Below are 26385 nucleotides of genomic sequence, written 5' to 3'. Positions count from 1 at the left end.
TCCGCCCGGATTGCCCCGCCCTTCCGCCGCTCCGCAGGATCCGACCCATGGCCAAGGACGACACCGTGCTCATCTCAGAACCGCCTGCCGCCCACCCGGACGAATCCCCGTGGGGCGGGCACCTGCTCGATCTGGACGCCTACCTGGGGCGCACCGGCTACACGGGACCGCGAGCGGCCACCCTGGCCTGTCTGCGTTCCGTGGCGCGGGCCCATCTGGCCGCCATCCCGTTCGAGAACGTCGACGTGGCCCTCGGCCGGGACGTCTCCCTCGACCTGGCGGACATCCAGCACAAGCTGGTCCGCTCGGGCAGGGGCGGCTACTGCTTCGAGCACAACCTGCTCTTCGCGGCCGTGCTGGAGCGCTTCGGGCTGCCGGTCACCCGACTGCTCGCCCGGGTGCGGCAGGGCAGGCCCACCGTCCGGTACCGGGCCCACACCACACTCCTGGTCGAGGCCGAAGGCCGGACGTACCTGACCGACGTGGGCTTCGGGGCGGAGGGACCGCTCGCGCCGCTGCCGCTGGCGCACTGCGCCACCGTGACGGTCGGCGGCTTCCAGTGGCGGCTGGTACGCGAGAGCGACCAGTGGGTGCTGCAGTCGCTGCACGACGACGGCTGGTTCGACCTGTACTCGTTCCGCTTGGAGCGGCACCACTCCGTCGACTTCGACGTCTCCAACTTCTACACGGCGCACCACCCGCGCTCCACCTTCACGGGCAAGCTCGTCGCGATGCGCGGTGACGAGACCGTCCAGCGGACCCTGACCAACGGCAGCCTCCACCTGCGCCACGCCGACGGGCGGACCGAACTGGTCCACCTGTCCGCCGACGAGGCGATCGAGGCACTGCGCGAGACCTTCGCCGTCCGCCTGGGCGACTCCGACGCGCGATCGCTTAAGGAACGTCTGTCCACCAGCTTCTCTTCCGTTCAGGAGGCATGATGGTGCTCCACCTGCCCGCCAGCAAGAAGCCGCTCCGGCTGGGCCTGATCCCCGAGGAGGCGGCCGCCCGGCGCCCGGGAGTGCCGGTCACTCTCGATCACGACATGGACGTCGCGCCCGAGGCCGGCCGGGAACTGACCTTCGCCACGCTCGCGGACCTCGTCGACGACATGGCGGCGCGGCTGTGGGCGGCGGGCGTCAGGGCCGGCGAGCACCTGGCGCTGTACAAGCGTCACAACTTCGACATCTACGTCCTGGCGTGCGCGGCCTCCCGGCTCGGCGCCGTCCCCGTGCTGCTGTCGCCCGCCCTCGACGGGACGACGGTGCGGGCGCTGCTCGACCGTCTGGAGCGGCCGCACCTGCTGACGGACGAGACCAAGCTCTCGGCCGAGCTGGCCGGTCTGCCGCTCTCCGACATCGCGGTGGGCGTCATCGTGCCGCACGGCGACCGCCCGGGCACGGTCGGGCTGGACTCCCTCGCCGGCGCCCCGCGCCGCACCCCGGTGCGGCTGGACGGCGACCAGCCGGCCCTGATGACGCACACCTCGGGCACCACCGGCGTGCCGAAGCTCGTCGTGCACACCGCGCTGTCGCTGCGCGGACGCTACCGGCCCCAGGAACGGCTGGTCAGCCTGATCCGCCGCAGGGAGACCTACGCGGTGCACGTGTCCTTCGTGCACTCCCGGCTGTACATGGCCCTGGCCGTGATGCTGGAGCACGGCATGCCGATCGTCGTGGTCGACCACGGCGAACCGGAGCGTGTGGCACCGCTGTTCGCGCGCACCCGGCCGGGGATCGTCGAGACCCACCCCAACTCCTTCGTGGAGTGGGAGGAACTGGTGGACCACCCGCTGCGTCCGCTGTCCAACGTCAAGTACTTCAGCGGCACGTTCGACGCCATCCACCCGCCCACCATCCACAAGCTGCTGTCGGCCTCGCTGCGCCGCGGCCCCGTCTTCTTCCAGTTCTACGGACAGAGCGAGTGCGGCCCGCTCGTGGCGCGGTGGTACACGCAGCGCAACGCATTGCGCAGCAACGGCCGCTGCCTGGGCTACCCTCTGCCGGGCATGACCCACCTACGGGTGGTCCCGCGCGGCGGGCAGCGTCCCTCGAAGAAGACGCCCGGCTACATCGAGGTGATGAGCGACGGCCGCGCGGTCACCTACTACGCCGAGGACGAGCGGTACGGCAAGGAGTGCAACGGCCGCTGGTGGCGGACGGGCGACGTCGGGTACCGCGACCGCTGGGGCCGGGTGCACGTCCTGGACCGGGCGGTCGATGTGATCGAGAACGTCGACTCGACCCTGGAGGTCGAGGACACCGTGCTGGGCAGGCTGGACGAGCTGGTGGAGCTGGTACTGGTGGCGGGCCCGGCCAACGAGCCGGTGCCCGTGGTGTGCACCAGGAACAACGTGCCGCTGGACCCGGACCGGTGGCGGCGTGCGGTGACCGACTTCCCGCAGCTCGCCGAGCCGGTGGTACTGCCGCTGTCCGAACTGCCGCGCACGGCCACCATGAAGGTCCAGCGCATCGAGCTGTCGCGCCGGCTGCGGGAACGGCTCGAGCCGGCCTGACGGCAGCGGGGCCCGGCGCCGGCCCCGTGGCCGGGCCCCGGCGCCCGGAACGCCACGCCGTCCGCCGACTTCGGGTTCTCGTGTGCCGCGCGGCCCACGACCATCACGGCCCCCGCGAACCGGCCTGCCGGGCCTTCCCCGTGACCTGCGCCGTGTGCGCCCTCACCGTGCGGGCCGGGTACGCGCGGCCCGGTCCGAAACCGGCCGACGGCGCGCCACTGCCCGCTCGCGAACCGGAGACGCCCCATGTCCGAACCGATCCCGTCGCCCACCGCGCCCGACGGACCGGTCGCCACCCACTGCCCCTACTGCGCGCTGCAGTGCGGCACCCGGCTGCGTGCCGCCGGGCACGGCGACGCCGCGGCCGCCGCACCGGTGGCCGTCGAGCCCGACGACTTTCCGGTGAACGAGGGAGGTCTGTGCCAGAAGGGCTGGACCGCACCCTCGCTGCTGCGCGCGCCGGACCGGCTGCGCACCCCGTTGGTCCGCGATGCCTCCGGGCGGCTTGCGCCCGTGTCCTGGCCCGAGGTCCTGGACACGGTGGCCTCGCGGCTGCGGGCGATCCGGGCGGCGCACGGGCCGGACGCCGTCGCGGTGTTCGGCGGTGGCGGCCTGACCAACGAGAAGGCCTATCTGCTGGGCAAGTTCGCCCGGTTGGCGCTGGGAACGAGCCAGATCGACTACAACGGCCGGTTCTGCATGTCGTCCGCCGCCGCGGCGGGCACGGCCGCCTTCGGCCTGGACCGGGGGCTGCCGTTCCCGGTGACCGATCTGGCGGAGGCGGACACCGTCCTGCTGGCGGGGGCCAATCCGGCCGAGACCATGCCTCCGCTGATGCGGCACCTCGGGCGGGCGGGGGCGCTCATCGTCGTCGACCCCCGGCGGACTCCGACCGCGCGGCGGGCGGCCCTGCACCTGGCCCCCGCCCCGGGCACGGACCTGGCCCTCGCCCTGGGCATGCTGCACATCGCGGTCACGGAGGGGATCCACGACCGGGATGCCGTCGACCAGCGCACCACGGGGTTCGAGGCGGCCTGGCGGCACGCCGCGGCCTGGTGGCCGGAGCGCGTGGAGCGGGTGACCGGAGTCCCCGTCCCGCTGCAGGCCGAGGCCGTCCGGATGTTGGCCGGCTCCCGTCGGGCGTACGTGCTGACGGGGCGGGGGGCGGAGCAGCACAGCAACGGGACCGACACGGTCGCCGGGTTCGTCAATCTCGCCCTCGCCCTCGGGCTGCCCGGCCGGGCCGGGTCCGGCTACGGCTGCCTGACCGGCCAGGGCAACGGGCAGGGCGGCCGGGAGCACGGTCAGAAGGCCGACCAACTTCCCGGCTACCGCTCGATCGCCGACCCGCGGGACCGCGAGCACGTCGCCCGGGTGTGGGGAGTGCCTCCCGGACGTCTGCCCGGGCCCGGGCGCAGCGCCTTCGAGTTGCTGGACCGTCTGGGCACGGAGGGCGGGCCCCGGGCGCTGCTGGTGTTCGGCTCCAACCCGGCCGTCTCCGCCCCGGACGCCGCCCGGGTCACCCGGCGGCTGTCCGCGCTGGACCTGCTGGTGGTCGCCGACTTCGTGCCGTCCGAGACGGCCCGTCTGGCGGATGTGGTGCTGCCGGTCCTGCAGTGGGCCGAGGAGGACGGCACCATGACCAGCCTCGAGGGCAGGGTGCTGCGCCGGCGCCGGGCCGTGAGTCCTCCCCGGGGAGCCCGCAGCGAACTGCACGTACTCAGGGAACTGGCGGTGCGGCTCGGCGAACCCGCGGACCGGTACCCGGAGGAACCGCGCCTGGTCTTCGAGGAACTGCGGCGTGCCTCCGCCGGCGGACGGGCCGACTACTCGGGGATCACCTACGAGCGGCTGGACGCCGGCGAGGCGCTGTACTGGCCCTGCCGTCACACCCCCGACGGCCCGGCGCACCCCGGCACCCCTCGCCTCTTCCTGGACCGCTTCGCCCACCCCGACGGACGGGCCCGCTTCCAGGAGGTGGACCACCGCGGTCCCGCCGAGACGCTGGACGAGCGCTTCCCGCTGTGGGCCACGACGGGACGGCTTCTCGCCCACTACCAGTCGGGCAGTCAGACCCGCCGGGTGCCCGAGCTGATGCGCGCGGCGCCCGAACCGACCGTGGAGATGCACCCGGACACCGCGGCACGCGCCGGCCTCGCCGAAGGCGACCTGGCATGGGTCCAGTCGGCGCGGGGCCGCGTGACGGCCCGGGTCGGGCTGGTGCCCACGCTGCGCACCGACACCGTCTTCCTGCCGTTCCACTTCCCGGACGGCGGGCGGGCGAACCTGCTCACCGGCACCGCGCTCGACCCACGCAGCAAGATGCCCGAATTCAAGGTGAGCGCGGTTCGGGTCGTCCCCGCCGGCCACCGCGCGACAAGGGAGAACACAGGTCCATGAGCGGGGGCAGCGACAAGCGGGACTCGGCGGGCGACGTCGTGATCGTGGGCGGCGGCCCCGTCGGTCACCGCCTCGCACAGCTGATGGCCCGCCACGGCCACGACCACGGGGGAACCCTCACCCTGCTGGAGGCGGAACCCGTCCGCCCGTACCACCGGCCGCTGCTGACGTCCGTGCTGGACGGCGGCCTGCGGCTGGACGCCCTGCGGCTGCCGCAGGTACCGGGCGCACGCTGCGCGCCGGACACCACCGTGACGGGCCTGGACCGCGTCCGGCGCCGGGTGCGGACGGCGTCGGGCGAGGAGTATCCGTACGACACGCTGGTGCTGGCGACCGGTGCGGAGCCCGTCGTCTCGCCGGTGCCCGGCATCCGTACCGCCTCGGGCCGGTTGCTCGACGGTGTCACCACGCTGCGGACGCTCGCGGACTGCGCACGGATCCGCGGGGACCGGATCGTCGTTCTGGGCGGCGGCCCCCTGGGAGTGGAGACCGCGGTGGCGCTGCGGCGCTCCGGCCGGGATGTCGTCCTGGTGCACCGGGGGCCGTACCCGCTGGACCGCCGGCTGGACGCCACCGCCGGGGACCTGCTCGTCCGCCACCTGACGTCCCTGGGCGTGCGGCTGAGGTGCGGCCGGTCGGCCGTCCGGCTCGCGCCCGGCGAACTCGTCCTGGACGACGGTCCGCCGCTGGTCTGGGACTCGTTCGTCTGCTGCACGGGCGTCCGGCCGCGCACCAGGCTGGCCCGGGCTGCGGGACTCGCGGTGCGGGCCGGGGTGGTGGTGGACGGGGCGCTGCGCACGAGCGACCCCCGGATCCGGGCGATCGGCGACTGCGTCGAGGGGTCCGGCCGGGTCCCGGGCCCGTTGGCCACCGGACGGGACCAGGCCGAGGCGCTGGCCGCCGCGCTGACCGGGCATCCGTCCACCGGACGGCGGCCCGCGGACGTGTTCCGTCCCCGCCTCGCGGGGCTGCCGCTCGGTGTGCTGGGCACGCCGGAGACGGCCGCGGCCGAGGTGGTGACCTACTCCGATCCGGCACGAGGCCGGTACGCGCGGGTGTCGGTGGACGCGGCGGGGCGGGTGTCGTCCGCCGTCGTGGTCGGTCTCCCCGAAGCCCTGGCCACCCTCACCCAGTTGTTCGACGCGCACCGGCCGCTGCCCGCCGACCGGCTGGCCCTGCTGCTCGGCAGGGTGCCGGCCGGCCGTCCGGCGGCGGCAGCGGCCACGTCGCCCTCGGACGTGGTGTGCCACTGCAACAACGTGACGCGGGGCGCGCTCGTACACGCCTGGCACGGCGGTTCCCGGGGCGTGCGGGCCCTCGCCGGGGCGACCCGGGCCACCACGGGGTGCGGGTCCTGCGCCGACGAGGTCCGCCGACTGTGCGCTCAGCTCTCCGTCACGGAACCGGCGCCCGCTGCCGGTCCGCCGGCCGACGAAGGAGTCGATGACACGTATGACCTCGCCCCGCACCCTGGTGATCGTCGGCTACGGCATGACCGCGCACCGGTTGATCGAGAAGCTGCGCTCCCGTGACCGGGCGGGCTCCTGGCGGATCCTGGTCCTCGGTGACGAGCCCCGTCCCGCCTACGACCGCGTCGCGCTGTCGGACCGGCTGGCCGGTGCCACCGCGGCGGAACTGGAGATGGCCGGTCCGCACATGCGCGGCGATCCTCTCGTGCAGGCGCGCACGGCGACGAGCGTGGTCGGCCTCGACCGGGACGCGGGCGCCGTCCTGACGGCGGACGGTGCCCGGATTCCGTTCCACGCCCTGGTGCTGGCCACCGGCGCGGTGGCCCGCCGTCCGCCGGTCCCCGGCACCGGTCTGCCCGGCTGCTTCACGTACCGGACCCTGGCGGACGTGGACGCGATCCGCTCCCGCGCCGTCCGCGGGGCACCGGTCGTGGTCGTCGGCGGCGGACTGCTGGGCCTGGAGACCGCCGAGGCGCTGCGCCGTCACCTGGGCATGCGGCCGCACGTGGTGGAGGCCGCTGCCCGTCTGATGCCGGCCCAGCTCGATCCTCCCGCGGCACAGCTCCTGGCCGGGTGGCTGCGGCGCGGCGGGGTGCGGGTCACCTGCGGAGTCCCACTGCGCTCCGTGGACGCCGGGGCGGACGGCCGGGCATGCGGTGTGACGCTGGAGGACGGCACGAGGATCGCGGCGGGACTCGTCGTCCTCTCCGCGGGCACGCGTCCACGGGACGAGCTGGCGGACGCCGGCGGCCCGCCCCGCGGGGAGAACGGCGGCTTCCTGGTGGACCGCCTGGGCCGCACCGGGCTGCCGGACGTCTGGGCCATCGGTGACTGCGCCGCCGTCGACGGGAGGTGCCACGGCACGGTGGCACCCGGCTACCGCATGGCCGACGCGGTGGCCGATCAGCTCCTGGGAGCCCCGGCCGACGACTGTGCGCCCGGCGCGGCGGACACGGCGACCGTCCTGAAGATCCCCGGTGTGGAGGTGGCGAGCCTCGGCGACGCCCACGCCCGGACGCCGGGGGCGGTCACGCTCAGCCATGCGCGGGGGCCCGGCGACGGCCCCGCGGCCCGCTACGGGAAGCTGGTCCTGGACTCCGGTGCGCGCGTGCTGCTCGGCGCTGTGCTGGTGGGGTACGGGCACGCCTGTCCGCGGCTGCGGTCGCTCGTCGGGCGTGAGCTTCCCTCGTCCGTGGAGGAACTGCTGGGCGAGTCCGGCTGAGCCACGACGGCCCGGCCGCGCGCGTTGTCGAGGGTGCGCGAAACCGCCCCTGTCAGCCGAGAAAGCTCAGCCGGACCCGGCGGTCGGGGTTGTCCCGGTTGGTGTCCACCAGGCACACCGACTGCCAGGTCCCGAGTTCCAGGCGGCCGCCGATCACCGGGAGCGTCGCGTGCGGGGGGACGAAGGCGGGCAGGACGTGGTCGCGGCCGTGGCCGGGGCTGCCGTGGCGGTGCTGCCAGCGGTCGTCGGCCGGGAGCAGGGTGTGCAGGGCGGACAGCAGGTCGTCGTCGCTGCCGGCGCCGGTCTCGATGATCGCGATCCCGGCGGTGGCGTGCGGGACGAAGACGTTGAGGAGGCCGTCGCGGCCGGACGCCGCCTCGCGCAGGAAGGACTCGCAGTCACCGGTGATGTCGGCGACCCGCTCCGCCGAGCCGGTGGCGAGGTTGATGACTCGGGTGGTGAACGCATCTGGCATGACCCCATCGTGACACCGGGCCGAGCATGATCCCATCCCGACACCGGGGAAGACCGGGGCCTGCCGCGCCGTTGGTAGAAGCGTGAACAACACACGCGAGGTCGAGGTCGTCGTCATCGGTGCCGGTCAGGCCGGGCTCGCCGCCGCCTATCACCTGCGGCGCACGGGGGTCGAGCCGGAGCGCGACTTCGTGGTGCTCGACCACTCCCCCGGGCCCGGCGGCGCCTGGCAGTTCCGCTGGCCCTCCCTGACGTACGGCAAGGTGCACGGCATGCACGCGCTGCCGGGGATGGAGCTGACGGGCGCCGACCCGGCGCGGCCGTCCGCCGAGGTGGTGAGCGGGTACTTCGCCGACTACGAGCGGACCTTCGACCTGCGGGTGCTGCGGCCGGTCGACGTGCGTGCCGTGCACGAGGGGACGGCGGGGCGGCTGCTCGTCGAGACGTCGGCCGGGACCTGGTCGACGCGTGCGCTGATCAACGCGACCGGCACCTGGGACCGGCCCTTCTGGCCGCGCTACCCGGGGCAGGAGACCTTCCGGGGGCGGCAACTGCACACCGCGCAGTACGCCGGGCCGGAGGAGTTCGCCGGTCGGCGCGTGGTGGTGGTCGGCGGCGGCGCCTCGGGCACGCAGCACCTGTTGGAGCTGGCCCCGTACGCGGCGGCCACCACCTGGGTGACCAGGAGGCCCCCCGTCTTCCGCGAGGGGCCCTTCGACGAGGACGCGGGGCGCGCGGCGGTGGCGCTCGTGGAGGAGCGGGTGCGGCAGGGGCTGCCGCCGAAGAGCGTCGTGTCGGTGACCGGGCTGCCGATGAACGACGCGATCCGGGCCGGACTGGAGTCGGGTGTGCTGGACCGACGGCCCATGTTCGACCGGATCACGCCCGACGGGGTGGAGTGGAGCGACGGTCGGCGGGTGGCCGCGGACGTCATCCTGTGGGCGACCGGGTTCCGGGCCGCCATCGACCATCTGAGGCCGCTGCGGCTGCGGGAGGCGGGGGGCGGCATCCGGGTCGAGGGGACGCGCGCGGTCGCCGACCCGCGGATCCACCTCGTCGGCTACGGGCCCTCCGCCAGCACCATCGGCGCCAACCGGGCGGGGCGCGCCGCCGTGCGGGACATCAGGCGGCTGCTGGCGGAGGGGGAGCCGGTCGCCGCGTGACGCCCCGGCCGGTCACGTGGCGGCCCCGGCCCCGGCCTGCTTCGAGGCGCTCTGCTGGAGTCGGTTGAACTCGTCCACGTTGCGCCGGTGTTCGGCGTAGTCGGCGGTGAAGCGCGTGTCGCCCGGCTTGACCGTGACGAAGTAGAGCCAGTCGCCGGGGGTCGGGTTGATCGCGGCGCTCATCGCCTCGTTGCCCGGGTTGGCGATGGGGGTGGGCGGCAGTCCCATGCGCTGGTACGAGTTGTAAGGACTGTCGATCTTCGTGTCCTTCTCGGAGGTCTTCAGGGTGGAACGGCCCAGGGCGTAGTTGATGGTGGAGTCCATCTGCAGCGGCATGCCGCGCTCCAGCCGGTTGAAGATGACCCGGGCGACCTTGCCCATGTCCTCCTTGGCGGCGGCCTCCGCCTGCACGATGCTGGCGATGGTGACCGCCTGGTAGACGTTCAGGGCGTTGCGCTGGGCGCCCGCGGCGACCGGCGCGGCGGTGAACCTCTTGTTCGCCGTGTCGACCATGGCCGTCAGCAGCTTCTCCGGGGTCGGGTTCTCGCCCAGCGGATAGGTCGCGGGGAAGAGGTAGCCCTCGGGGTTGCCCTCGGCGTCGTTCGGCAGCTTGAGGTCGGCCTTGGCCAGGGATTTCTTGGTGGTGCCCGCGGGCAGGGCGAGGACCTTGTCGACGGCCGCGTACACCTGGGTCGCGCGCCGGCCCTCCGGGATCACCAGGGAGGTGGGACGGGAGGCGCCCTCGTCGTCCGTCGTCAGCAACGGCACCGCCACGGCGGTACCGGCGACGACGGCGCCGACCGCGATCAGGGCGACCCGGCCCCGGCGCGTCAGCCGGACCGCTCTCCGGGGGCTTCTGGGGCCTCTGGGATCTCTGAGTCCTCTGAGGCCTCTGAGACCTGTGGAGCCTCTGAGGCTCCCACGGGGACCTCTGGCGCTCCTCGCGCTCCTCACGCTTTTCGCGCTCCGTGGCGGAGTGTTCATCTGCATGCGGGCACGGTAACCCTCATATGCCCCCAAACCCGGCATATCTTCATCTTGTCGGCTCCAGTCGGGCGTCCCGGCGGGCGAGCGCGGCATACCTCCCGTCCTGCGCCAGCAGCGTCTCGTGCGTGCCCTGTTCGGCCAGGCGTCCGGAGTCGAGGACCACGATCCGGTCGGCGCCCCGCACGGTGGACAGGCGGTGCGCGATGGTGATCGTGGTGCGGTTGGCGGACAGGGCGTCGATGGCGCCCTGCACGGCGGCCTCGGTACGGGTGTCCAGGGCGCTGGTCGCCTCGTCCAGGACGAGGACGGGCGGGTCGCGCAGGATGGTGCGGGCGATGGCCAGGCGCTGCTTCTCACCGCCGGAGAAGCGGTGGCCGCGCTCGCCGACCACGGTGTCGTAGCCGTCGGGCAGGGCGGCGATGTGATCGTGGATCTGCGCCGCCCTCGCCGCCGCCTCCAGCTCCGCGTCCGTGGCGTCCGGCTTGGCGAAGCGCAGGTTCTCGGCGACGGAGGCGTGGAAGAGGTACGTCTCCTGCGAGACCACGCCGACCGCACGGGCGAGGGTGTCGAAGTCGAGGTCGCGCACGTCGACGCCGTCGAGGGTCACCCGGCCGCCCGTCACGTCGTACAGCCGCGGCACCAGGTGACCGAGCGTGGACTTGCCGGCGCCGGTGGGACCGACGACGGCGAGGCTGCTGCCGGCGGGGACGGTGATGTCGATGCCGTCGAGCACCGGGCCGCCCTTGCCGTCGTAGCCGAACTCGACGTTCTCGAATCGGACCTCGCCCTTGATCTCGTCCAGGTGGACGGGGTCCTCCCGCTCGGTGATGTCGACCGGCAGGTCCAGGTACTCGAAGATGCGCTGGAAGAGCGCGAGCGAGGTCTGGATCTGCACGCCGGTCGACAACAGGCTCACGGCCGGGCGGAAGAGCCCCTGCTGGAGCGAGACGAAGGCGACGATGGTGCCGAGGGAGACACCCGGGCCGCCGAGTTGCAGGGCGATGCCCGCGGTCCAGTAGATGACGGCCGGCATGGCGGCCATGACGATCGTGATGACGGCCATCCGCCAGCGGCCCGCCATGTTCGACCGCACTTCCAGGTCGACCAGGCTCTCGGACTCGTCCGCGAAGGCGCGGGTGAGCGAGTCCGACCGGCCCATGGTGCGGCCGAGCAGGATGCCGCTGACGGTGAGCGACTCGGTGACCGTGGCGGCCATCGCGGCCATCTGCTTCTGGCGCCGGGTGGTGATCTTCCTGCGTTCCCGGCCGACGCGGCGGCTGATCCACACGAACACCGGGAGGAGGAGCAGCGAGACGACGGTGAGGCGCCAGTCGAGGACGACCATGGCGACGATCGTGGCGACCACGCTGGTGAGGTTGGACACGAGCGAGGTCGCCGTGGAGGTGACCGTGGCCTGCATGCCGCCGATGTCATTGGCGATGCGGGACTGGACCTCGCCGGTGCGGGTGCGGGTGAAGAAGGCGAGGGACATCTGCTGCAGCCGTCCGTAGACGGCGGTGCGCAGGTCGTGCATGACGCGCTGGCCCACGGTCGTGGAGATCAGGGTCTGCAGCACGCCGAAGACGCTGGTGAGGACGGCGCCGAAGATCATCCCGAGGGCCAGGAGGCTCAGCAGCCCCGTGCGCCCCTCGGGGATGGCGACGTCGAGGATCTCCCTGAGCAGGAAGGGCGTGGCGACCGACACCAGGGACGCGGCGCCGACCAGCAGGCCGACGACCGCGAGGCGGCCGCGGTAGGGGCGGAACAGCTTGAGGATGCGGCGCACCTGCCGGGGCTGTTCCCTGGCGTCGGCGGGTGCGGTCCAGGCGGATTCGCGATCGGGGTGCATGGGCTCCTTCGGAGGCGGCGAGGGGATGCCTGCGAACCCCGGGGAGCGCAGCCCTCGGCGGGCTACCGCAGGCGTTCGCGGACCTTACGGATCATAGGTCATTGTTACCTATACTCACAATGAACGTCATCCTGATATTGTTCGCCCATGACCGCCCCCGATCCCGACGGCCTGCTCGCCGAGCAGCTGCTGCGGCTCACCCGCCGGGTGCACCGCATCCAGAAGCGCCACCTCGAGCACCGCGACCTCGGCATCACCCCGGCCCAGTCCCGGCTGCTGCGCACGCTGGCGCACTACGGCTCGCCCCCGCGCATGGCCGACCTCGCCGAGCGTCTGGAGGTCGTGCCGCGGGCGGTGACGACCCTGGTCGACGGGCTGGAAGCGGCCGGGAAGGTGCGCCGCGTCCCGGATCCCGCCAACCGCCGGGTCATCAGGATCGAGCTGACCGACGACGGACGCGCCGCCCTCCGGGAACTGCGCGGTGCCCGCCGGTCCGCCGCCGAGGAGATCCTGGCCCCGCTGACGGACGAGCAGCGCGCGGTGCTGGGCGGACTGCTGGACACGCTGATCGACGGTCCGGACAGCGGCCGGGACCACCGCCGCACGGCCTGATCCCGGTGCCGCGGGGCCTGTCGTCAGGCCTTCAGGTGCGCCCGGTCCCCCATCACCACCACGGGGTGCAGGTCCGGGTCGAGCGTGCGCAGCAGATACTCCATCGCCGGCTTGGGCAGGGAGACGCACGCCGACGTACCGCTGCCGTGGTCCATGTGCAGCCAGATCGAACCGCCCTTCGCCGTGCCCTCGGGGCGGGTCGGGTCGTTCGGCGGGGTGCCTTTGACGCGGTTGTAGTCGATGGCGATGACGTAGTCGAAGTCGTGCCAGTACGGCTTCGCCCACCATCGCGGGGCCGCGAAGCTCGCCGACCTGGTGTACGGCAGGCCGGTGCCGGGGTCGGGGTCCGGGAGCACGCCCCCGGCGTCGCTGAGCGTGAACACGCCGACCGGGCTGCGCTTGTCGTTCTCGTGGTGGTCGGTCGTCCACCCCTTCGTGCCGTTGTGCGCCGCCCAGCTCCGGGCGCGGTGCCAGGCGGAGCCCTGCTTCGTGTAGAGCACGACCGTGGAGTCGGCGGAATCGCTGCCGTCTCCGTACACCGCGACGACCTGGCGCGAGTCGCCGGGGATGCGCTTCTGGAGCCGGTCGCCGACACCGGGAATCCTCGTCGGGTCGGCCGCCGCACTGCTCCGCCCGGCCCCGCCCGGGGGTCCGCTCGCCCGGGAGTCCGCACCGTCTCCCGACGAGCCGCCGCATGCGGAGAGCACCGCCACCGCCAGCAGGGAGCCAAGGGCCGCCGTCGCGACCGCCGTACGCCGCCGTCCACCACCTCGTGCCATCCGTCCATCGTCGCACCCCCGGCGAGCGTCCCGTCACGGCCCTGGCACACAGGGGCGGGTGGACTGCCGCGGGCACGGACGGGCGGACTGCCGCGGGCACGGACGGGCGGGACGTGCCGGACCGCAGCCGGATTCGTACCCCACCGCGGAAAACCGCTTGATTTTGGGCACGCGGCGACGCGAACCTTTCACGGTTTGCAGCCTCCTGATGCCGCATAGCAACGGCACCCCCTGACACGAGCCACTGGGACGTCATGCAGATCCAAGACCTTCCGTATCCAGACCCGGGCGTGCCGGACGCACGCTCGGGCCCCCGATTCCTGTGGTGGCTGTTCCGCAACCAGCTCGGTGGCCAACTCAAGTCACTGGCCTGGGGCCTGCTGCACTTCGCCTCCGTCTCCGCCCTGCCCTTCTGCGTGGGTCTGGCCGTCCAGGCGGTCGTCGACCGCTCCGGCACCCGCCTCGCGATCGCGGGCGGCGTCATGATCCTGTGCTGCGTCGGCAACGCGCTCGGCGACACCTTCCTGCACCGCGCCGCCGTCACCAACTGGATCACCGCCGCGGCCCGCGTCCAGCAGCTCCTGGCCCGCAGGACGGCGCTGCTGGGCTCGGTGCTGACCCGGCGCGTGGCGGCCGGCGAGGTGGTGGCCGTGTCCACCGGCGACGTCGAGAAGATCGGCTGGTTCGTGGAGGCCGTCTCCCGTTTCACCGCGGCCGCGGTCACCATCGTGCTGGTCTGCGTGGCGCTGGTCGTCTACCAGCCGGCGCTCGGCGTCGTCGTGGTCGTGGGCCTGCCGGTGCTGGCCCTCGCGGTGCTGCCCCTGCTGCCCCGCGCCACCCGGCGGGCCGACGTCCAGCGCGACAAGGCGGGCCGCGCCACCGAACTCGCCTCGGACACGGTCGCCGGACTGCGCGTGCTGCGCGGCATCGGCGGCGAGGAGCTCTTCCTCGACCGCTACCGCGACGCCTCCCAGGAGGTGCGCCACGCGGCCGTGCGCAGTGCCCGGATGTGGTCCCTGATCTCCGCGATTCAGGTGCTGCTGCCGGGGCTGCTGCTGATCGCGGTGGTCTGGCACGGCGTCCACCTGGCCCGCGAGGGCCGCATCGGCGTCGGCGAACTCGTCACCGTCTACAGCTCCGTCATGATCCTCACCTACCCGCTGCGGCACTTCGAGGAGATCGCCATGGCGTACTCCTTCTCCCGGCCCTCGGCCAAGCGGGCCGCACGGGTGCTGTCCCTGGAACGCGCCACCGACACCGGGGGTTCGCGCGCCGCCGAGGTCCCCACCGGGGAGCTGTACGACCCGGCCACCGGTCTCCTGGCTCCGGCGGGCCGGCTCACCGCCGTGGTGTGCGGCGACCCGGACGCGGCCGGGCGGCTGGCGGAACGGCTCGGCGGACATCCCTCGGAGCGGGGCGCGTCCGCCCTGCTGGGCGGGGTGCCGCTGGACGAACTGCCCCTGAAGTCAGCGCGCACCGCGGTCCTGGTCCAGGACAAGGACCCGGTGCTGCTCTCCGGAACGCTCCGCGAGCTGCTGGACGTGCCCGCGTCCGGTGCCGTCGGCACCGAGGACGCGCTGGCCGCGGCCCAGTGCGGCGACGTGCTGACGGCACTCGCGCAGGGCTCGCTCGGCGTCGACGACCCGATGGACGCCCGCATCACCGAGCGGGGACGGTCGCTGTCGGGCGGCCAGCGCCAGCGGCTGGCACTGGCCCGGTCCCTGATCACGGACCCGGAGGTGCTGGTCCTGGACGAACCGACCTCGGCGGTCGACTCGCACACCGAGGCGCGGATCGCGGAGGGCGTGCGGGCGCTGCGCGCGGGGCGCACCACGGTGGTGTTCACCTCGTCGCCGCTGCTGCTGGACCGCGCGGACCGGATCGTGTTCCTGCACGACGGCGAGGTCGCGGCGGTCGGCGCCCACCGGGAACTGCTGCAGACCGAGCCCCGGTACCGGGCGGTGGTGACGCGCGAGACCGACGAGGAGACCGCGCCGCGCCGCAACGGCACGGCGGCCGGGCCGAGCCCCGCGGCGCCCCCGGCCGACGACCGCGGTGACGGCCATGACGGCGACCGTGACGAGGTCCTGGCCGATCGTGACGGCGCCCTGGCCGACCGTGACGGCGTCCTGAGCGACCGTGACGGCGTCCTGGCCGACGACGTACTGCACCGACTGGAAGAGATCGAGGAGAGGGCATGATCGGCGTCGCGCCACCGTCCTACGACCCGGGGGCCCCCACGACCGCGAGCACCCTGCCCGTCGGCGCCCGCCCGACCGTGCGCGCGTACGTGGGAGAACTGCTGCGCCGGCACCGTCGGGCGTTCCTCTTCCTCGTCGTCGTCAACACCGTCGCCGTGATCGCCTCGATGGCCGGCCCCTACCTGCTGGGCGGTCTCGTCGAGCGGGTCTCGGACGACGCACGCGAACTGCATCTCGGCCTCACCGCCACGATGTTCGTCCTCGCCCTCGTCGTGCAGGCCGTGTTCGTGCGCGAGGTGCGGCTGCGGGGGGCCATGCTCGGCGAGCGGATGCTGGCCGACCTGCGCGAGGACTTCCTGGTGCGTTCGGTCGGGCTGCCGCCCGGGGTCCTGGAACGCGCCGGCACCGGCGATCTCCTCTCCCGGATCACGACGGACATCGACCGGCTCGCCAACGCCATGCGCGAGGCCGTGCCCCAGCTCGCGATCGGCGCCGTGTGGGTGGTGCTGCTGCTCGGTGGCCTGGTGGTCACGGCGCCGCCCCTGGCGCCCGCGGTGCTGATCGCGGTGCCGCTGCTGGTGGTCGGCTGCCGCTGGTACTTCCGCAGGGCGCCCTCCGCCTACCGCTCGGAGGCCGCCGGGTACGCCGCGGTGGCCGCCGCGCTCGCCGAGACGGTGGACGCGGGGCGCACCGTCGAGTCGCACCGCCTCGACGCCCGTCGCATCGAGCTGTCGGAGCGCCGGATCAGGGAGTGGACGGCCTGGGAGCGCTACACCCTCTGGCTGCGGTCGGTGCTCTTCCCCGTCATCAACGTCACCCATGTGACCGTACTCGCCTCCGTCCTGCTCATCGGTGGTGTCTTCGTCCTCCAGGGCTGGATCGGCGTCGGCCAGCTGACCACGGCCGCCCTGATCGCCCAGATGCTGGTCGACCCGGTCGGCATCATCCTGCGCTGGTACGACGAGCTGCAGGTGGCCCAGGTCTCCCTGGCCCGGCTGGTGGGCGTGCGGGACATCGAGCCGGATGCCGGTGACGGCACGCTGGCCCCCGAGGGACGGCACGTGCACGCCGACCGCGTCCACTTCGGCTACCTCGAGGGGGTGGACGTGCTGCGCAAGGTGTCGCTGGAGGTCGCTCCCGGGACCAGGCTGGCCCTGGTCGGCCCTTCGGGCGCGGGCAAGTCCACCCTGGGCAGGCTGCTCGCGGGCATCTACGGTCCGCGCGAGGGCCGGATCACCCTGGGCGGCGCCGAACTGTCCCGGATGTCCGCGGAACGGGTCCGCTCGCACGTCGCCCTCGTCAACCAGGAGCACCACGTCTTCGTGGGCTCCCTGCGTGACAACCTCCGGCTGGCCAGGACCGGCGCCACCGACGCCGAGCTGTGGGCGGCGCTGGGCGCGGTCGACGCGGACGACTGGTCCCGAGGGCTGGACGAGGGCCTGGACACCGAGGTCGGCTCGGGCGGCTTCGCGCTCACCCCAGCGCAGGCCCAGCAGATCGCGCTGGCCCGCCTGGTGCTGGCCGACCCGCACACCCTGGTGCTGGACGAGGCGACGTCCCTGCTCGATCCACGGGCCGCACGCCACCTGGAACGGTCCCTGGCCAGGGTTCTGGACGGACGCACGGTGATCGCGATCGCCCACCGGCTGCACACCGCCCATGACGCGGACGTCATCGCGGTGGTCGAGAACGGCCGGATCAGTGAGCTGGGCAGCCACGACGAACTCGTCGCGGCGGACGGCGCCTACGCGGCGCTGTGGCGGTCCTGGCACGGGTAGCCACGCCGCGCCCTTCGAGGGCGGGGTGGTCCCGGAGCGAGTGGCCCGTCCGGACGGGTGCGGGCACGGTCCGGCCAGGTGCGCACCCGGTCCGGCCAGGCGTGGGCAGGGTCCGGACGGGTGCGGACCTCTCCGGGGCCGCTCCGCTCGGGCCGGGTCGAGCGCGCGGCCGTGCCACCGGGTGACTCGGACAGGTCGGACGGGTCGGACGGGTTGGACGGGTCGAGTCGGCCCCCGGCGCGAGGCTGGACGGCCCGCCGGGAGCGGACACGGCCTCCCCGGTGCCCGTGGTGTCGGCGCCGCCACCGGTGCGCAGGCGGTCGGCACGGGCCCCGGTGCCCAGGCGGCCGACGTGGATCGGCCGGGCCGGAGGGGCGGGCCGGGCGCGTCCCCCGGCGGGGTCCGTGCCGTTGCGCGGTCCCGAACGGGAGTGGAAGGCTGGGAGAAGGCACCGGCTCGAGGCAGGCCCGGGAACCGCGCGGTTCCCCGACGGGTGAGGCCTGTGCCCCGTGCAGCGGCGGCCCGCCGCGGTCCACGGTGAGAAGGGGCCGGTCCCCACCCCCTGGAGGTATCCGTGAACAGCGTCGACGGATGGGGAGATGACGTCTACCAGCCCGACGGATCCGAGCAGCGGGAGGACACCGGCCTGCTCGACGGCGAGGACACCCTTGAGGAGGACGGCGTCGACGATCCCCTCGACCGGGGCTGGTCCCCGCCCGAGCGCCCCTGGGCGGTGGAGCACACCGGCGTGACGGCCGCCGAACGCCGCCGCGGTGAAACGCTGGACCAGCGGCTCGCCGAGGAGCGGCCGGACGAGCTCGCGCCCGACGGCGACGGCCTGGGCGATTCCGACGGCACCGACGGGGAACTGCTGGACAACGAGGTGGGCGCGGACCGCTCCGGCCGGCTCGTGGCGCCCGATGAAGGGGCCCACGAGGACGAGGAGCCGGCGCTGGTCGCCATGGACGTGGGCATCGACGGCGCGGCCGCGTCCGCCGAGGAGGCCGCGATGCACGTGGTCGACGAGGACTCCTTGCCGGGCTGAGACCACTCGCGACGGCAGCCCCGTGCCGTCGCGCCAACGAACCGTGCGGTACGAGGAGCAGCCATGCAGCAGGACAAGCACCCCGACTACCGGCCGGTCGTCTTCCGTGACCGCAGCGCCGGGTACGCCTTTCTGACCCGGTCCACCGCGACCAGCGACCAGACCATCGCGTGGGACGACGGCGAGACCTACCCGGTGGTCGACGTGGAGATCTCCTCGGAGAGCCACCCCTTCTACACCGGCAAGGCGCGAACGGTGGACTCGGAGGGCCGTGTCGCCCGCTTCGAGCGACGCTACGGCGCCGGCGAGGAACAGGACACCGGGAAGACCGGCTGAGCCGACCGGGGGCGCCTCGCTCAGATGAAGTTGAGTGCCGCCGCGCCGCCCACTCCCCCGAGCAGCATGAACACCGGCATCAGCACCTTGAGCTCCACCCAGCTGCCGGCCCGGAACCGCATGGCCTTCGGCGGGCCGATGGGATACCACCGCTTGCGGCCCACCGGTATCGGCCAGAGTATCGGGCAGCCCGAAACGGTCAGCGCGTCCCCGATGTCGTGCACCAGCGCGCCGAGCACGATCGGCAGCCCCAGCCACAGGTACTCCTGGCCCGGCGTGGTGAACAGCCAGTCCGCGCCACCGTCCGGCTTGTCCAGGATGCCAGCGAGGATCCACGCGCTGGTCCCGGCCAGCAACCAGACCAGCACGTCGCTGCTGGAGCCGCGGGTGGCACGCCACAGCAGGCCCTCGATGGCCAGCACCATGTGCACGAAGAGGATCGCCAGGACCGCCCACCGGCCACCCGTGATGGCCAGGACCGACGTGCCCGCGCCGATCAGCACCGCCCACAGCCAGGTGTGCGTCAGCGTGCGGTGTCCGCCGGAGCGGCGCGGGTCGCCCCGCTTCTTCGTGGCCTTGTAGACGGCGTAGGACAGCTTGTCGACGATTTCGCACAAGCCCCGTGAGACCGGTCCGAAGGCCCGGGAGATGGTGGCCGCCTTGTGGTCGAGGTCCGGGGCGAGCGCCGCCCCGGCACAGATCAGGGCTCCGGCGAGCAGCACGGGCCAGGGCATCGGGTGCCCCGCGGCGGCGGTCGCCGCTCCGACGCCGAGCCACGCCGCGGCGCCCGACAGTGAGTGTGCTGGTCCCATCATCGCCGTTGCCCGCCCCATTCCTCGTGTGCCGCTGTGCAGTTGTCCGGGTCCGCGGTTGCCGCGTCGGCGACCCAGCGTAGCGTTCGTGATCTTCACGCGGACAGCCGATTCCCCCATCGTGACCCGGGGCAGGCAAGATGGGGGCGTGACCCTCATCGATCAGCTGCCGCGGACCGCCGACCCCGATGCCTTGTACGAAGCCTTCGAGGCGTGGGCCCAGGACCGCGGTCTCACGCTCTACCCCCATCAGGAGGAGGCGCTGATCGAGGTGGTCTCCGGCGCGAACGTGATCGTGTCGACGCCCACCGGCTCCGGCAAGAGCATGATCGCGGCGGGCGCGCACTTCGCCGCCCTGGCCCGGGACGAGGTCACCTTCTACACGGCTCCGATCAAGGCGCTGGTGTCGGAGAAGTTCTTCGAGCTGTGCAAGCTCTTCGGCACCGAGAACGTGGGCATGCTCACCGGCGACGCCTCCGTGAACGCCGATGCCCCGGTCATCTGCTGCACCGCCGAGGTCCTGGCGTCGATCGCGCTGCGTGACGGCAAGCACGCGGACATCGGTCAGGTCGTCATGGACGAGTTCCACTTCTACGCGGAGCCGGACCGCGGGTGGGCCTGGCAGATCCCCCTGCTGGAACTGCCGCAGGCCCAGTTCGTCCTGATGTCGGCGACGCTCGGTGACGTCTCCTTCTTCGAGAAGGACCTCACTCGCCGCACCAACCGTCCCACCGCGGTGGTCCGCTCGGCCACCCGTCCGGTGCCGCTCTCCTACGAGTTCCGCTACACCCCGCTCACCGAGACGCTCACCGATCTGCTGGCGGCCCGGCAGGCGCCCGTGTACATCGTGCACTTCACCCAGGCGCAGGCCGTGGAGCGGGCGCAGGCGCTGATGAGCATCAACATGTGCACGCGCGAGGAGAAGGAGCGGATCGCCGATCTCATCGGCAACTTCCGCTTCACCACGAAGTTCGGCCGCAATCTCTCCCGCTACGTGCGCCACGGCATCGGAGTCCACCACGCCGGCATGCTGCCCAAGTACCGGCGGCTGGTGGAGAAACTCGCGCAGGCCGGCCTGCTGAAGGTGATCTGCGGAACGGACACGCTCGGTGTGGGCGTCAACGTCCCGATCCGGACCGTGCTGTTCACGGCCCTGACCAAGTACGACGGCACCCGGGTCCGCACCCTGAGGGCCCGGGAGTTCCACCAGATCGCCGGGCGGGCCGGACGTGCCGGGTTCGACACTGAGGGCTTCGTGGTCGCGCAGGCGCCGGAGCACGTCGTCGAGAACGAGAAGGCGCTCGCCAAGGCCGGTGACGACCCGAAGAAACGGCGGAAGGTCGTCCGGAAGAAGGCTCCCGAGGGGTTCGTCGCCTGGTCGGAGAGTACGTTCGACAAACTGATCGGCTCGGAGCCGGAGCCGTTGACGTCCCGCTTCCGGGTCACCCACACCATGCTGCTGTCGGTGATCGCCCGCCCGGGCGACGCCTTCTCCGCGATGCGGCACCTGCTGGAGGACAACCACGAGCCGCGCAGGCAGCAGCTCAGGCACATCCGGCGGGCGATCGCCATCTACCGTTCGCTGCTGGACGGCGGCATCGTGGAGAAGCTCGACCGGCCGGACGCCGAGGGGCGCACCGTGCGTCTCACGGTGGACCTCCAGCAGGACTTCGCGCTGAACCAGCCGCTGTCCACCTTCGCCCTGGCCGCCTTCGAACTGCTGGACCCGGAGTCGCCGTCGTACGCGCTGGACATGGTGTCGGTCGTGGAGTCCACACTGGACGACCCGCGCCAGATCCTCGCCGCCCAGCAGAACAAGGCGCGCGGTGAGGCCGTGGCCGCCATGAAGGCGGACGGCGTCGAGTACGAGGAGCGCATGGAGCGCCTCCAGGACGTCACGTACCCGAAGCCCTTGGAGGAGCTGCTCTTCCACGCCTACGACACCTACCGCAGGAGCCACCCCTGGGTCGGTGACCACCCGCTGTCCCCGAAGTCGGTCATCCGTGACATGTACGAACGGGCGCTGACCTTCACGGAGCTGGTCTCCCACTACGAACTGGCGCGCACCGAGGGCATTGTCCTGCGCTACCTGGCGAGCGCGTACAAGGCCCTCGACCACACCGTGCCGGACGACCTGAAGTCCGAGGACCTCCAGGACCTGATCGAGTGGCTCGGCGAGATGGTGCGACAGGTCGACTCCAGTCTCCTCGACGAGTGGGAGCAGCTCGCCAACCCGGAGGAGATGACCGCCGAGGAGGCTCAGGAGAAGGCCGATCAGGTACGGCCGGTCACCGCCAACGCACGTGCCTTCCGCGTGCTGGTCCGCAACGCCATGTTCCGCCGGGTCGAGCTGGCCGCCCTGGACCAGGTCGACGAGCTGGGCGAGATGGATGCCGACGCGGGCTGGGACGCCGACGCGTGGGGCGAGGCCATGGACACCTACTGGGACGAGTACGACGACCTCGGCACCGGCCCGGACGCCCGCGGCCCGAAGCTGCTCATCATCGAGGAAGAGCCGCAGAACGGTCTGTGGCGCGTGCGGCAGATCTTCGACGACCCGAACGACGACCACGACTGGGGCATCAGTGCCCAGGTCGACCTCGCCGCCTCCGACGCGGAGGGCCGTGCGGTCATCCGTGTCACCGATGTCGGCCAGCTGTGAGCACAGGAGAACCCCACCCATGACGAATCCGGCCGAGAGCCTCGTCGCCCTGCTCGACCTGGAGCAGATCGAGGTCAACATCTTCCGTGGCCGCAGCCCCGAGGAGTCGCTGCAGCGGGTCTTCGGCGGCCAGGTGGCCGGCCAGGCACTGGTCGCCGCGGGACGCACCACCGACGGCAACCGCCCGGTGCACTCGCTGCACGCGTACTTCCTGCGTCCCGGACGCCCCGGCGTGCCGATCGTGTACCAGGTCGAACGGGACCGGGACGGACGGTCGTTCACCACCCGCCGGGTCACCGCCGTGCAGCAGGGCCGCACGATCTTCACGCTCACCGCCTCCTTTCACAAGCCTGAGCAGGGGAGTTTCGAGCACCAGCTGCCGCCGGCCCGCAAGGTCCCCGATCCGGAGTCCCTGCCGACGGTCGCCGAGGAGGTGCGGGAGCACCTGGGTGCGCTGCCGGAGCAGTTGGAGCGAATGGCCCGCCGCCAGCCCTTCGACATCCGCTACGTCGACCGGCTGCGCTGGAGCGCGCAGGAGGTCGAGGGCGCCGAGCCCCGCAGCGCCGTGTGGATGCGCGCGGTCGGGCCGCTCGGCGACGACCCGCTCGTGCACACCTGCGCCCTGACCTACGCCAGCGACATGACGCTCCTGGACGCCGTGCGTCTCCCGGTGGAGCCGCTGTGGGGTCCGCGGGGGTTCGACATGGCGTCGCTGGACCACGCCATGTGGTTCCACCGGCCGTTCCGGGCCGACGAGTGGTTCCTGTACGACCAGGAGTCGCCGATCGCGACCGGCGGGCGAGGGCTGGCCCGTGGGCGGATCTACGACACGGAGGGACGCATGCTGGTGTCCGTGGTCCAGGAGGGGCTCTTCCGGGCGCTGTAGGTCAGCAGTCTCTGCGCCAGAGCCTGCCGAAGATGCCGCTGAGCCGTCCGGGCCGCTCCACCTCGCGCGGCGTGGGGTGCTCGGCTGCGGGCGGTTCCGGTTTCGCCCTCTCGCGCGGCACGGGGTCCGGACCGTGCGGAACCGGCACGGCGGGCGCGTGCGCGGCCGCTGCCGGGCGGGGCGCCGGACGGTGCAGGCGGGCCGCGTCCACCGCGGCCGCCAGGTCGGAACGGAGCCAGTCAACCTCGTCCGGGTCGGCAGCCGTCACGATCTCCTCGGCGACCTGCGCGGCCGGTGAGCCCGGCGAGCCGTGCGGGACGGGTGCGGGGCGGAACCGGCGCAGATGGGACCGCTCGTAGGGGTCGGTGACGACGTCCGAGACTTCGGCGGCATCGAGCAGTGACGCCACCGCAGCGGCCCGGGCCCAGGGGTCGTGGGCCTGCCGGAGCAGGAATCCCAGGTGCCTTCCCCGCCAGTTGCGAGGACGCAGGTCCAGCCCCTCGCCCAGCTGGTCCCGCAGACCTCCGGGTGTGCGGCCCGTCAGCAGTGCGGTGTTGCGTTCGTCGGCCTTGAACTGCCGCAGTTCCTCTGCCAGGTACAGCCAGACGACGGCGCGGTAGCGGTTGACGTAAAATTTCACGGGCACCAGCAGCCCCAGCCGTGCGAGGCGGGTGAACCGGGCCGTGGTCACGTCCATGAGGGCCGCGCCCTGGGCGGTCCCGACGACCCGGACAGCGGCCCGGAGCACCTCGGGGAAGCCGTCTGCCGTCCGGATCCGGTCGATCTCGTCGCGGGGGACGCGCCGCCCGCCTCCTCCTTCGTCGGGCACCGTGCGGACCCGGCCGAGGTGCACGGCGAGGTCGAACTCGCTGCGCCTGAGCCCCAGCTCCCGCGCCGCGCGATGGTAGGTGACCGGGGCGACCCGGGTGCTGCCGATCCGCTCGCCGGCCGCGGCGGTCTGGTGGGTGATGGTGTTGCCCGACATGGTTCGTCTCCCCCGTGGAGTGTGTGGGCGGCGCCGTCCGCGCCCGCTGACACAAAAACCGTAGCCGCAGCCGCGACATCCGTGGCTCGCCTGTGGATAACTCTGCGGCCGATCCTGGGGACAACGAAAGTGCAGGTCAGGGCTCCATGGGTGATATCCGCCCGGGCTGCCGCGCATCGACGTCGAGGTGCTCGCCCACCCTGTTCACCAGCAGCGTCATCTCGTAGGCGATCTGCCCGATGTCCGCCTCCGCCCCGCTGAGCACGCACAGGCAACTGCCCGAACCCGCGGCGGTGACGAACAGCACGGCGTCGTCGAACTCGACCATCGTCTGCCGTACCTGGCCGGCGCCGAAGTGCCGCCCCGAGCCCTTGGCCAGGCTGTGCAGTCCGGACGAGACGGCGGCGAGGTGCTCGGCGTCCTCGCGTCGCAGGCCCGTACTCGCCCCGGTCACCAATCCGTCGTTGGACAGGACCAGCGCATGCCGTACGTGTTCGACGCGCGCGGTCAGGTCGTCGAGCAACCAGCCCAGTCCCTGGTTCTGCACCATGATCCGATCTCCCCGTGTCTCCCCGTACGTGTGCCTCCCCCTGGCCGGGGGATCCGTCCGCCAGCCTTCACCACGCCCGTGCTCCGGGCAAGGAGGATGGGGGCATGGCACAGAAGATGACCGATGAGGAATGGCGGGCGTTCGTCTCGGACGGCACCCGCACGGGAAAGCTCTCGACCGTCCGGGCCGACGGCAGCCCGCACGTGGCGCCCGTCTGGTTCCTGCTGGACGGGGACGACCTGGTGTTCAACACCGGCAAGGACACCGTGAAGGGGCGCAACCTGGTCCGTGACGGCCGCGTCGCCCTGTGCGTGGACGACGACCGGCCGCCCTTCGACTTCGTCGTGCTGCAGGGGCGTGCCCGGCTCTCGGAGGACCTCGGCGAACTGCGGCACTGGGCTGCCCGTATCGGCGCCCGGTACATGGGCGAGGAACGCGCCGAGGAGTTCGGGGCGCGCAACGGCGTCCCGGGCGAACTCCTCGTGCGGGTCACCGTGGACAAGGTCCTGGCCCAGAAGTCGGTGGCGGACTGAGGGCGAGGACTGAGCGCCCTCGGTCGTGAAGTCCGTACCGGTCAGCGGACGGAGTCGAGCAGCCGGGCGGTGTGCATCCGCCCGGCGTACTCGACGAGCCTGATCAGCACCTCCTTCCCCGAGTCACGGTCCCGGGCGTCACACAGCACCACCGGCGTGCCCGGGTCGAGGTCGAGAGCGCGCAGGACGCTGTCCTCGTCGTGGCGGCGTGCTCCCGTGAAGCAGTTCACGGCCACCACGAAGGGGATGTGCCGGTGTTCGAAGTAGTCCACCGCGGGGAAGCAGTCCGCCAGGCGCCGGGTGTCCGCGAGGACGACGGCGCCGAGCGCGCCCTGCGCCAGTTCGTCCCAGAGGAACCAGAACCGGTCCTGCCCCGGCGTGCCGAAGAGGTACAGGGAGAGGCCGGAACGGATGGTGATGCGGCCGAAGTCCATGGCGACGGTCGTGGTGACCTTCCGGTCGATGCCGTCGGTGTCGTCCACCAGCCGTCCGGCCTCGCTCAGCAGCTCCTCCGTGCGCAGCGGCCTGATCTCGCTGACCGCGCCCACCAGAGTGGTCTTGCCCACGCCGAATCCTCCGGCGACCAGGATCTTCAACGCCAGCGCGGTCGTGTCGGCGTCCGCGGCGTCGGAGCGTTCGGAGACCATCGATCACTTCTCTCGGTGCGGGTGGTCGTGCACGTGGGTGCCGGTCATGGGTCCTTCGGCCTTCCCTACAGGGCGCGCAGTCCGTCGATGACTTCGCGCAGAATCCGTTCGTCGGGCAGCTGCGCCGGCGGCACGGGGCGGCTGACGGTCACGCACCCCAGTTCCACCAGGTCGCCGAGGAGCACTCTGACGACGCCCACGGGCAGGTCCGCGTCGGCGGCGAGTTCGGCGACCGACTGGGTTTCCGTCCGGCACAGGTCGGTCAGCGTGCGGTGTTCGGGTCCGAGCACGGTGTCGTCGACGTCCGGTGCGCCGACTGCTCGCGTGACGAGGGCGATCAGGTCGAACCGCACTCCCGTGGGACCGGGCCGGGTGCGGCCGCCGGTCATCGCGTAGGGGCGGACGAGGGGTCCGGCCTCGTTGTCGTACCACTGGCTGCCCGGTCCTTCCCGGCCGCCGCCCGTGATGTCGTCGGTCATC

23 protein-coding genes are annotated in these 26385 nt (G+C 72.8%); 14 read left to right on the top strand and 9 right to left on the bottom strand.

Translation table 11 applies throughout. The features are described 5' to 3' along the window. Positions 1-47: 47 nt before the first annotated feature. The 5 genes from K7854_RS17185 to K7854_RS17165 all read left to right on the top strand — a co-directional run bounded on the left by K7854_RS17185 (position 48) and on the right by K7854_RS17165 (position 7606). The gene (locus K7854_RS17185; RefSeq protein ID WP_226027395.1) at positions 48-941 is read left to right on the top strand and encodes an arylamine N-acetyltransferase family protein; all 894 of its coding nucleotides are present in this window, start codon (positions 48-50) and stop codon (positions 939-941) included. Beyond that, positions 941-2515, top strand: coding sequence for a class I adenylate-forming enzyme family protein (locus K7854_RS17180; protein WP_226027414.1), 1575 nt, complete (start codon positions 941-943; stop codon positions 2513-2515). Before K7854_RS17185 ends, K7854_RS17180 begins: the two co-directional genes overlap by 1 nt. Before the next feature lie 246 nt (positions 2516-2761). Then, positions 2762-4915, top strand: a complete 2154-nt coding sequence (locus K7854_RS17175; RefSeq protein ID WP_226027394.1) for a molybdopterin oxidoreductase family protein — start codon at positions 2762-2764, stop codon at positions 4913-4915. After that, entirely contained in the window at positions 4912-6447 is a 1536-nt protein-coding gene (locus tag K7854_RS17170) for an FAD-dependent oxidoreductase (protein ID WP_226027393.1), read from the top strand. Before K7854_RS17175 ends, K7854_RS17170 begins: the two co-directional genes overlap by 4 nt. After that, positions 6368-7606, top strand: a complete 1239-nt coding sequence (locus tag K7854_RS17165; RefSeq protein WP_226027392.1) for an NAD(P)/FAD-dependent oxidoreductase — start codon at positions 6368-6370, stop codon at positions 7604-7606. The genes K7854_RS17170 and K7854_RS17165 overlap by 80 nt, the downstream gene beginning before the upstream one ends. A gap of 52 nt (positions 7607-7658) precedes the next feature. Here K7854_RS17165 and K7854_RS17160 read toward each other — a convergent pair whose 3' ends face one another. Continuing rightward, positions 7659-8081: a secondary thiamine-phosphate synthase enzyme YjbQ gene (locus tag K7854_RS17160; RefSeq protein WP_226027391.1), complete on the bottom strand. Its 423-nt coding sequence runs from the start codon at positions 8079-8081 to the stop codon at positions 7659-7661. Positions 8082-8163: 82 nt separating this feature from the next. On the opposite strand from K7854_RS17160, the gene K7854_RS17155 reads away from it, so the two are divergent. After that, positions 8164-9243, top strand: a complete 1080-nt coding sequence (locus tag K7854_RS17155; RefSeq protein WP_226027390.1) for an NAD(P)-binding domain-containing protein — start codon at positions 8164-8166, stop codon at positions 9241-9243. A gap of 12 nt (positions 9244-9255) precedes the next feature. Here K7854_RS17155 and mltG read toward each other — a convergent pair whose 3' ends face one another. Continuing rightward, positions 9256-10077 carry an endolytic transglycosylase MltG gene (gene mltG / locus K7854_RS17150; protein ID WP_226027413.1) on the bottom strand — a complete coding sequence of 274 codons (822 nt, stop codon included), beginning with the start codon at positions 10075-10077 and terminating at the stop codon, positions 9256-9258. 199 nt (positions 10078-10276) lie between these two features. After that, positions 10277-12079, bottom strand: a complete 1803-nt coding sequence (locus K7854_RS17145; RefSeq protein WP_226027389.1) for an ABC transporter ATP-binding protein — start codon at positions 12077-12079, stop codon at positions 10277-10279. A 147-nt stretch (positions 12080-12226) separates the two neighbouring features. Between K7854_RS17145 and K7854_RS17140 the strand changes: the two genes are divergently transcribed. Next, positions 12227-12691 (top strand): MarR family winged helix-turn-helix transcriptional regulator, encoded by a 465-nt coding sequence (locus K7854_RS17140; protein WP_226027388.1) that lies wholly within the window; start codon positions 12227-12229, stop codon positions 12689-12691. Positions 12692-12714: 23 nt separating this feature from the next. On the opposite strand, the gene K7854_RS17135 is transcribed toward K7854_RS17140, so the two are convergent. Continuing rightward, the gene (locus K7854_RS17135) at positions 12715-13470 is read right to left on the bottom strand and encodes a L,D-transpeptidase family protein (RefSeq protein WP_226027387.1); all 756 of its coding nucleotides are present in this window, start codon (positions 13468-13470) and stop codon (positions 12715-12717) included. A 254-nt stretch (positions 13471-13724) separates the two neighbouring features. On the opposite strand from K7854_RS17135, the gene K7854_RS17130 reads away from it, so the two are divergent. From K7854_RS17130 to K7854_RS17115, 4 genes are all read left to right on the top strand, one after another. Further along, on the top strand, positions 13725-15671 hold the full coding sequence (locus K7854_RS17130) for an ABC transporter transmembrane domain-containing protein (RefSeq protein WP_226027386.1): 1947 nt from the start codon (positions 13725-13727) through the stop codon (positions 15669-15671). Further along, positions 15668-17449, top strand: coding sequence for an ABC transporter ATP-binding protein (locus K7854_RS17125; protein WP_226027385.1), 1782 nt, complete (start codon positions 15668-15670; stop codon positions 17447-17449). The genes K7854_RS17130 and K7854_RS17125 overlap by 4 nt, the downstream gene beginning before the upstream one ends. A 574-nt stretch (positions 17450-18023) precedes the next feature. Then, positions 18024-18494, top strand: a complete 471-nt coding sequence (locus tag K7854_RS17120) for a DUF5709 domain-containing protein (protein WP_059297801.1) — start codon at positions 18024-18026, stop codon at positions 18492-18494. 63 nt (positions 18495-18557) lie between these two features. After that, positions 18558-18830: a type B 50S ribosomal protein L31 gene (locus tag K7854_RS17115; RefSeq protein ID WP_226027384.1), complete on the top strand. Its 273-nt coding sequence runs from the start codon at positions 18558-18560 to the stop codon at positions 18828-18830. 20 nt (positions 18831-18850) lie between these two features. Here the strand turns inward: K7854_RS17115 and K7854_RS17110 are convergent, their stop codons facing one another. After that, positions 18851-19645, bottom strand: a complete 795-nt coding sequence (locus K7854_RS17110) for a metal-dependent hydrolase (protein ID WP_226027383.1) — start codon at positions 19643-19645, stop codon at positions 18851-18853. A gap of 145 nt (positions 19646-19790) precedes the next feature. On the opposite strand from K7854_RS17110, the gene K7854_RS17105 reads away from it, so the two are divergent. Together K7854_RS17105 and K7854_RS17100 are read left to right on the top strand one after the other, a co-directional pair. Beyond that, positions 19791-22304 (top strand): DEAD/DEAH box helicase, encoded by a 2514-nt coding sequence (locus K7854_RS17105; protein WP_226027382.1) that lies wholly within the window; start codon positions 19791-19793, stop codon positions 22302-22304. A 19-nt stretch (positions 22305-22323) separates the two neighbouring features. Further along, the gene (locus tag K7854_RS17100; protein WP_226027381.1) at positions 22324-23190 is read left to right on the top strand and encodes an acyl-CoA thioesterase; all 867 of its coding nucleotides are present in this window, start codon (positions 22324-22326) and stop codon (positions 23188-23190) included. A gap of 1 nt (position 23191) precedes the next feature. Here K7854_RS17100 and K7854_RS17095 read toward each other — a convergent pair whose 3' ends face one another. Together K7854_RS17095 and K7854_RS17090 are read right to left on the bottom strand one after the other, a co-directional pair. Then, the gene (locus K7854_RS17095) at positions 23192-24175 is read right to left on the bottom strand and encodes a DUF6397 family protein (RefSeq protein WP_226027380.1); all 984 of its coding nucleotides are present in this window, start codon (positions 24173-24175) and stop codon (positions 23192-23194) included. A gap of 136 nt (positions 24176-24311) precedes the next feature. Further along, entirely contained in the window at positions 24312-24725 is a 414-nt protein-coding gene (locus tag K7854_RS17090; RefSeq protein ID WP_226027379.1) for a roadblock/LC7 domain-containing protein, read from the bottom strand. Positions 24726-24829: 104 nt separating this feature from the next. On the opposite strand from K7854_RS17090, the gene K7854_RS17085 reads away from it, so the two are divergent. Next, positions 24830-25258, top strand: a complete 429-nt coding sequence (locus K7854_RS17085) for a PPOX class F420-dependent oxidoreductase (protein WP_226027378.1) — start codon at positions 24830-24832, stop codon at positions 25256-25258. 41 nt (positions 25259-25299) lie between these two features. Here K7854_RS17085 and K7854_RS17080 read toward each other — a convergent pair whose 3' ends face one another. Further along, positions 25300-25905, bottom strand: coding sequence for a GTP-binding protein (locus K7854_RS17080; RefSeq protein WP_226027377.1), 606 nt, complete (start codon positions 25903-25905; stop codon positions 25300-25302). A 65-nt stretch (positions 25906-25970) separates the two neighbouring features. After that, positions 25971-26384 (bottom strand): DUF742 domain-containing protein, encoded by a 414-nt coding sequence (locus K7854_RS17075; protein ID WP_226027376.1) that lies wholly within the window; start codon positions 26382-26384, stop codon positions 25971-25973. Position 26385 lies beyond the last annotated feature (1 nt).

Source organism: Streptomyces hyderabadensis, assembly GCF_020404845.1.
GTDB classification, from domain to species: Bacteria; Actinomycetota; Actinomycetes; order Streptomycetales; family Streptomycetaceae; genus Streptomyces; species Streptomyces hyderabadensis.
The sequence above is the reverse complement of the archived record's forward strand: the minus strand, read 5'-3'. Positions and strand labels throughout refer to the sequence as shown.

Bases quoted from the DNA above. Each gene is read 5' to 3' on its own strand.
- K7854_RS17185 (WP_226027395.1), top strand. From the start codon at position 48: ATGGCCAAGGACGACACCGTGCTCATCTCAGAACCGCCTGCCGCCCAC.
- K7854_RS17180 (WP_226027414.1), top strand. From the start codon at position 941: ATGGTGCTCCACCTGCCCGCCAGCAAGAAGCCGCTCCGGCTGGGCCTG.
- K7854_RS17175 (WP_226027394.1), top strand. From the start codon at position 2,762: ATGTCCGAACCGATCCCGTCGCCCACCGCGCCCGACGGACCGGTCGCC.
- K7854_RS17170 (WP_226027393.1), top strand. From the start codon at position 4,912: ATGAGCGGGGGCAGCGACAAGCGGGACTCGGCGGGCGACGTCGTGATC.
- K7854_RS17165 (WP_226027392.1), top strand. From the start codon at position 6,368: ATGACCTCGCCCCGCACCCTGGTGATCGTCGGCTACGGCATGACCGCG.
- K7854_RS17160 (WP_226027391.1), bottom strand. From the start codon at position 8,081: ATGCCAGATGCGTTCACCACCCGAGTCATCAACCTCGCCACCGGCTCG.
- K7854_RS17145 (WP_226027389.1), bottom strand. From the start codon at position 12,079: ATGCACCCCGATCGCGAATCCGCCTGGACCGCACCCGCCGACGCCAGG.
- K7854_RS17140 (WP_226027388.1), top strand. From the start codon at position 12,227: ATGACCGCCCCCGATCCCGACGGCCTGCTCGCCGAGCAGCTGCTGCGG.
- K7854_RS17135 (WP_226027387.1), bottom strand. From the start codon at position 13,470: ATGGCACGAGGTGGTGGACGGCGGCGTACGGCGGTCGCGACGGCGGCC.
- K7854_RS17130 (WP_226027386.1), top strand. From the start codon at position 13,725: ATGCAGATCCAAGACCTTCCGTATCCAGACCCGGGCGTGCCGGACGCA.
- K7854_RS17125 (WP_226027385.1), top strand. From the start codon at position 15,668: ATGATCGGCGTCGCGCCACCGTCCTACGACCCGGGGGCCCCCACGACC.
- K7854_RS17115 (WP_226027384.1), top strand. From the start codon at position 18,558: ATGCAGCAGGACAAGCACCCCGACTACCGGCCGGTCGTCTTCCGTGAC.
- K7854_RS17110 (WP_226027383.1), bottom strand. From the start codon at position 19,645: ATGATGGGACCAGCACACTCACTGTCGGGCGCCGCGGCGTGGCTCGGC.
- K7854_RS17100 (WP_226027381.1), top strand. From the start codon at position 22,324: ATGACGAATCCGGCCGAGAGCCTCGTCGCCCTGCTCGACCTGGAGCAG.
- K7854_RS17095 (WP_226027380.1), bottom strand. From the start codon at position 24,175: ATGTCGGGCAACACCATCACCCACCAGACCGCCGCGGCCGGCGAGCGG.
- K7854_RS17090 (WP_226027379.1), bottom strand. From the start codon at position 24,725: ATGGTGCAGAACCAGGGACTGGGCTGGTTGCTCGACGACCTGACCGCG.
- K7854_RS17085 (WP_226027378.1), top strand. From the start codon at position 24,830: ATGGCACAGAAGATGACCGATGAGGAATGGCGGGCGTTCGTCTCGGAC.
- K7854_RS17080 (WP_226027377.1), bottom strand. From the start codon at position 25,905: ATGGTCTCCGAACGCTCCGACGCCGCGGACGCCGACACGACCGCGCTG.
- K7854_RS17075 (WP_226027376.1), bottom strand. From the start codon at position 26,384: ATGACCGACGACATCACGGGCGGCGGCCGGGAAGGACCGGGCAGCCAG.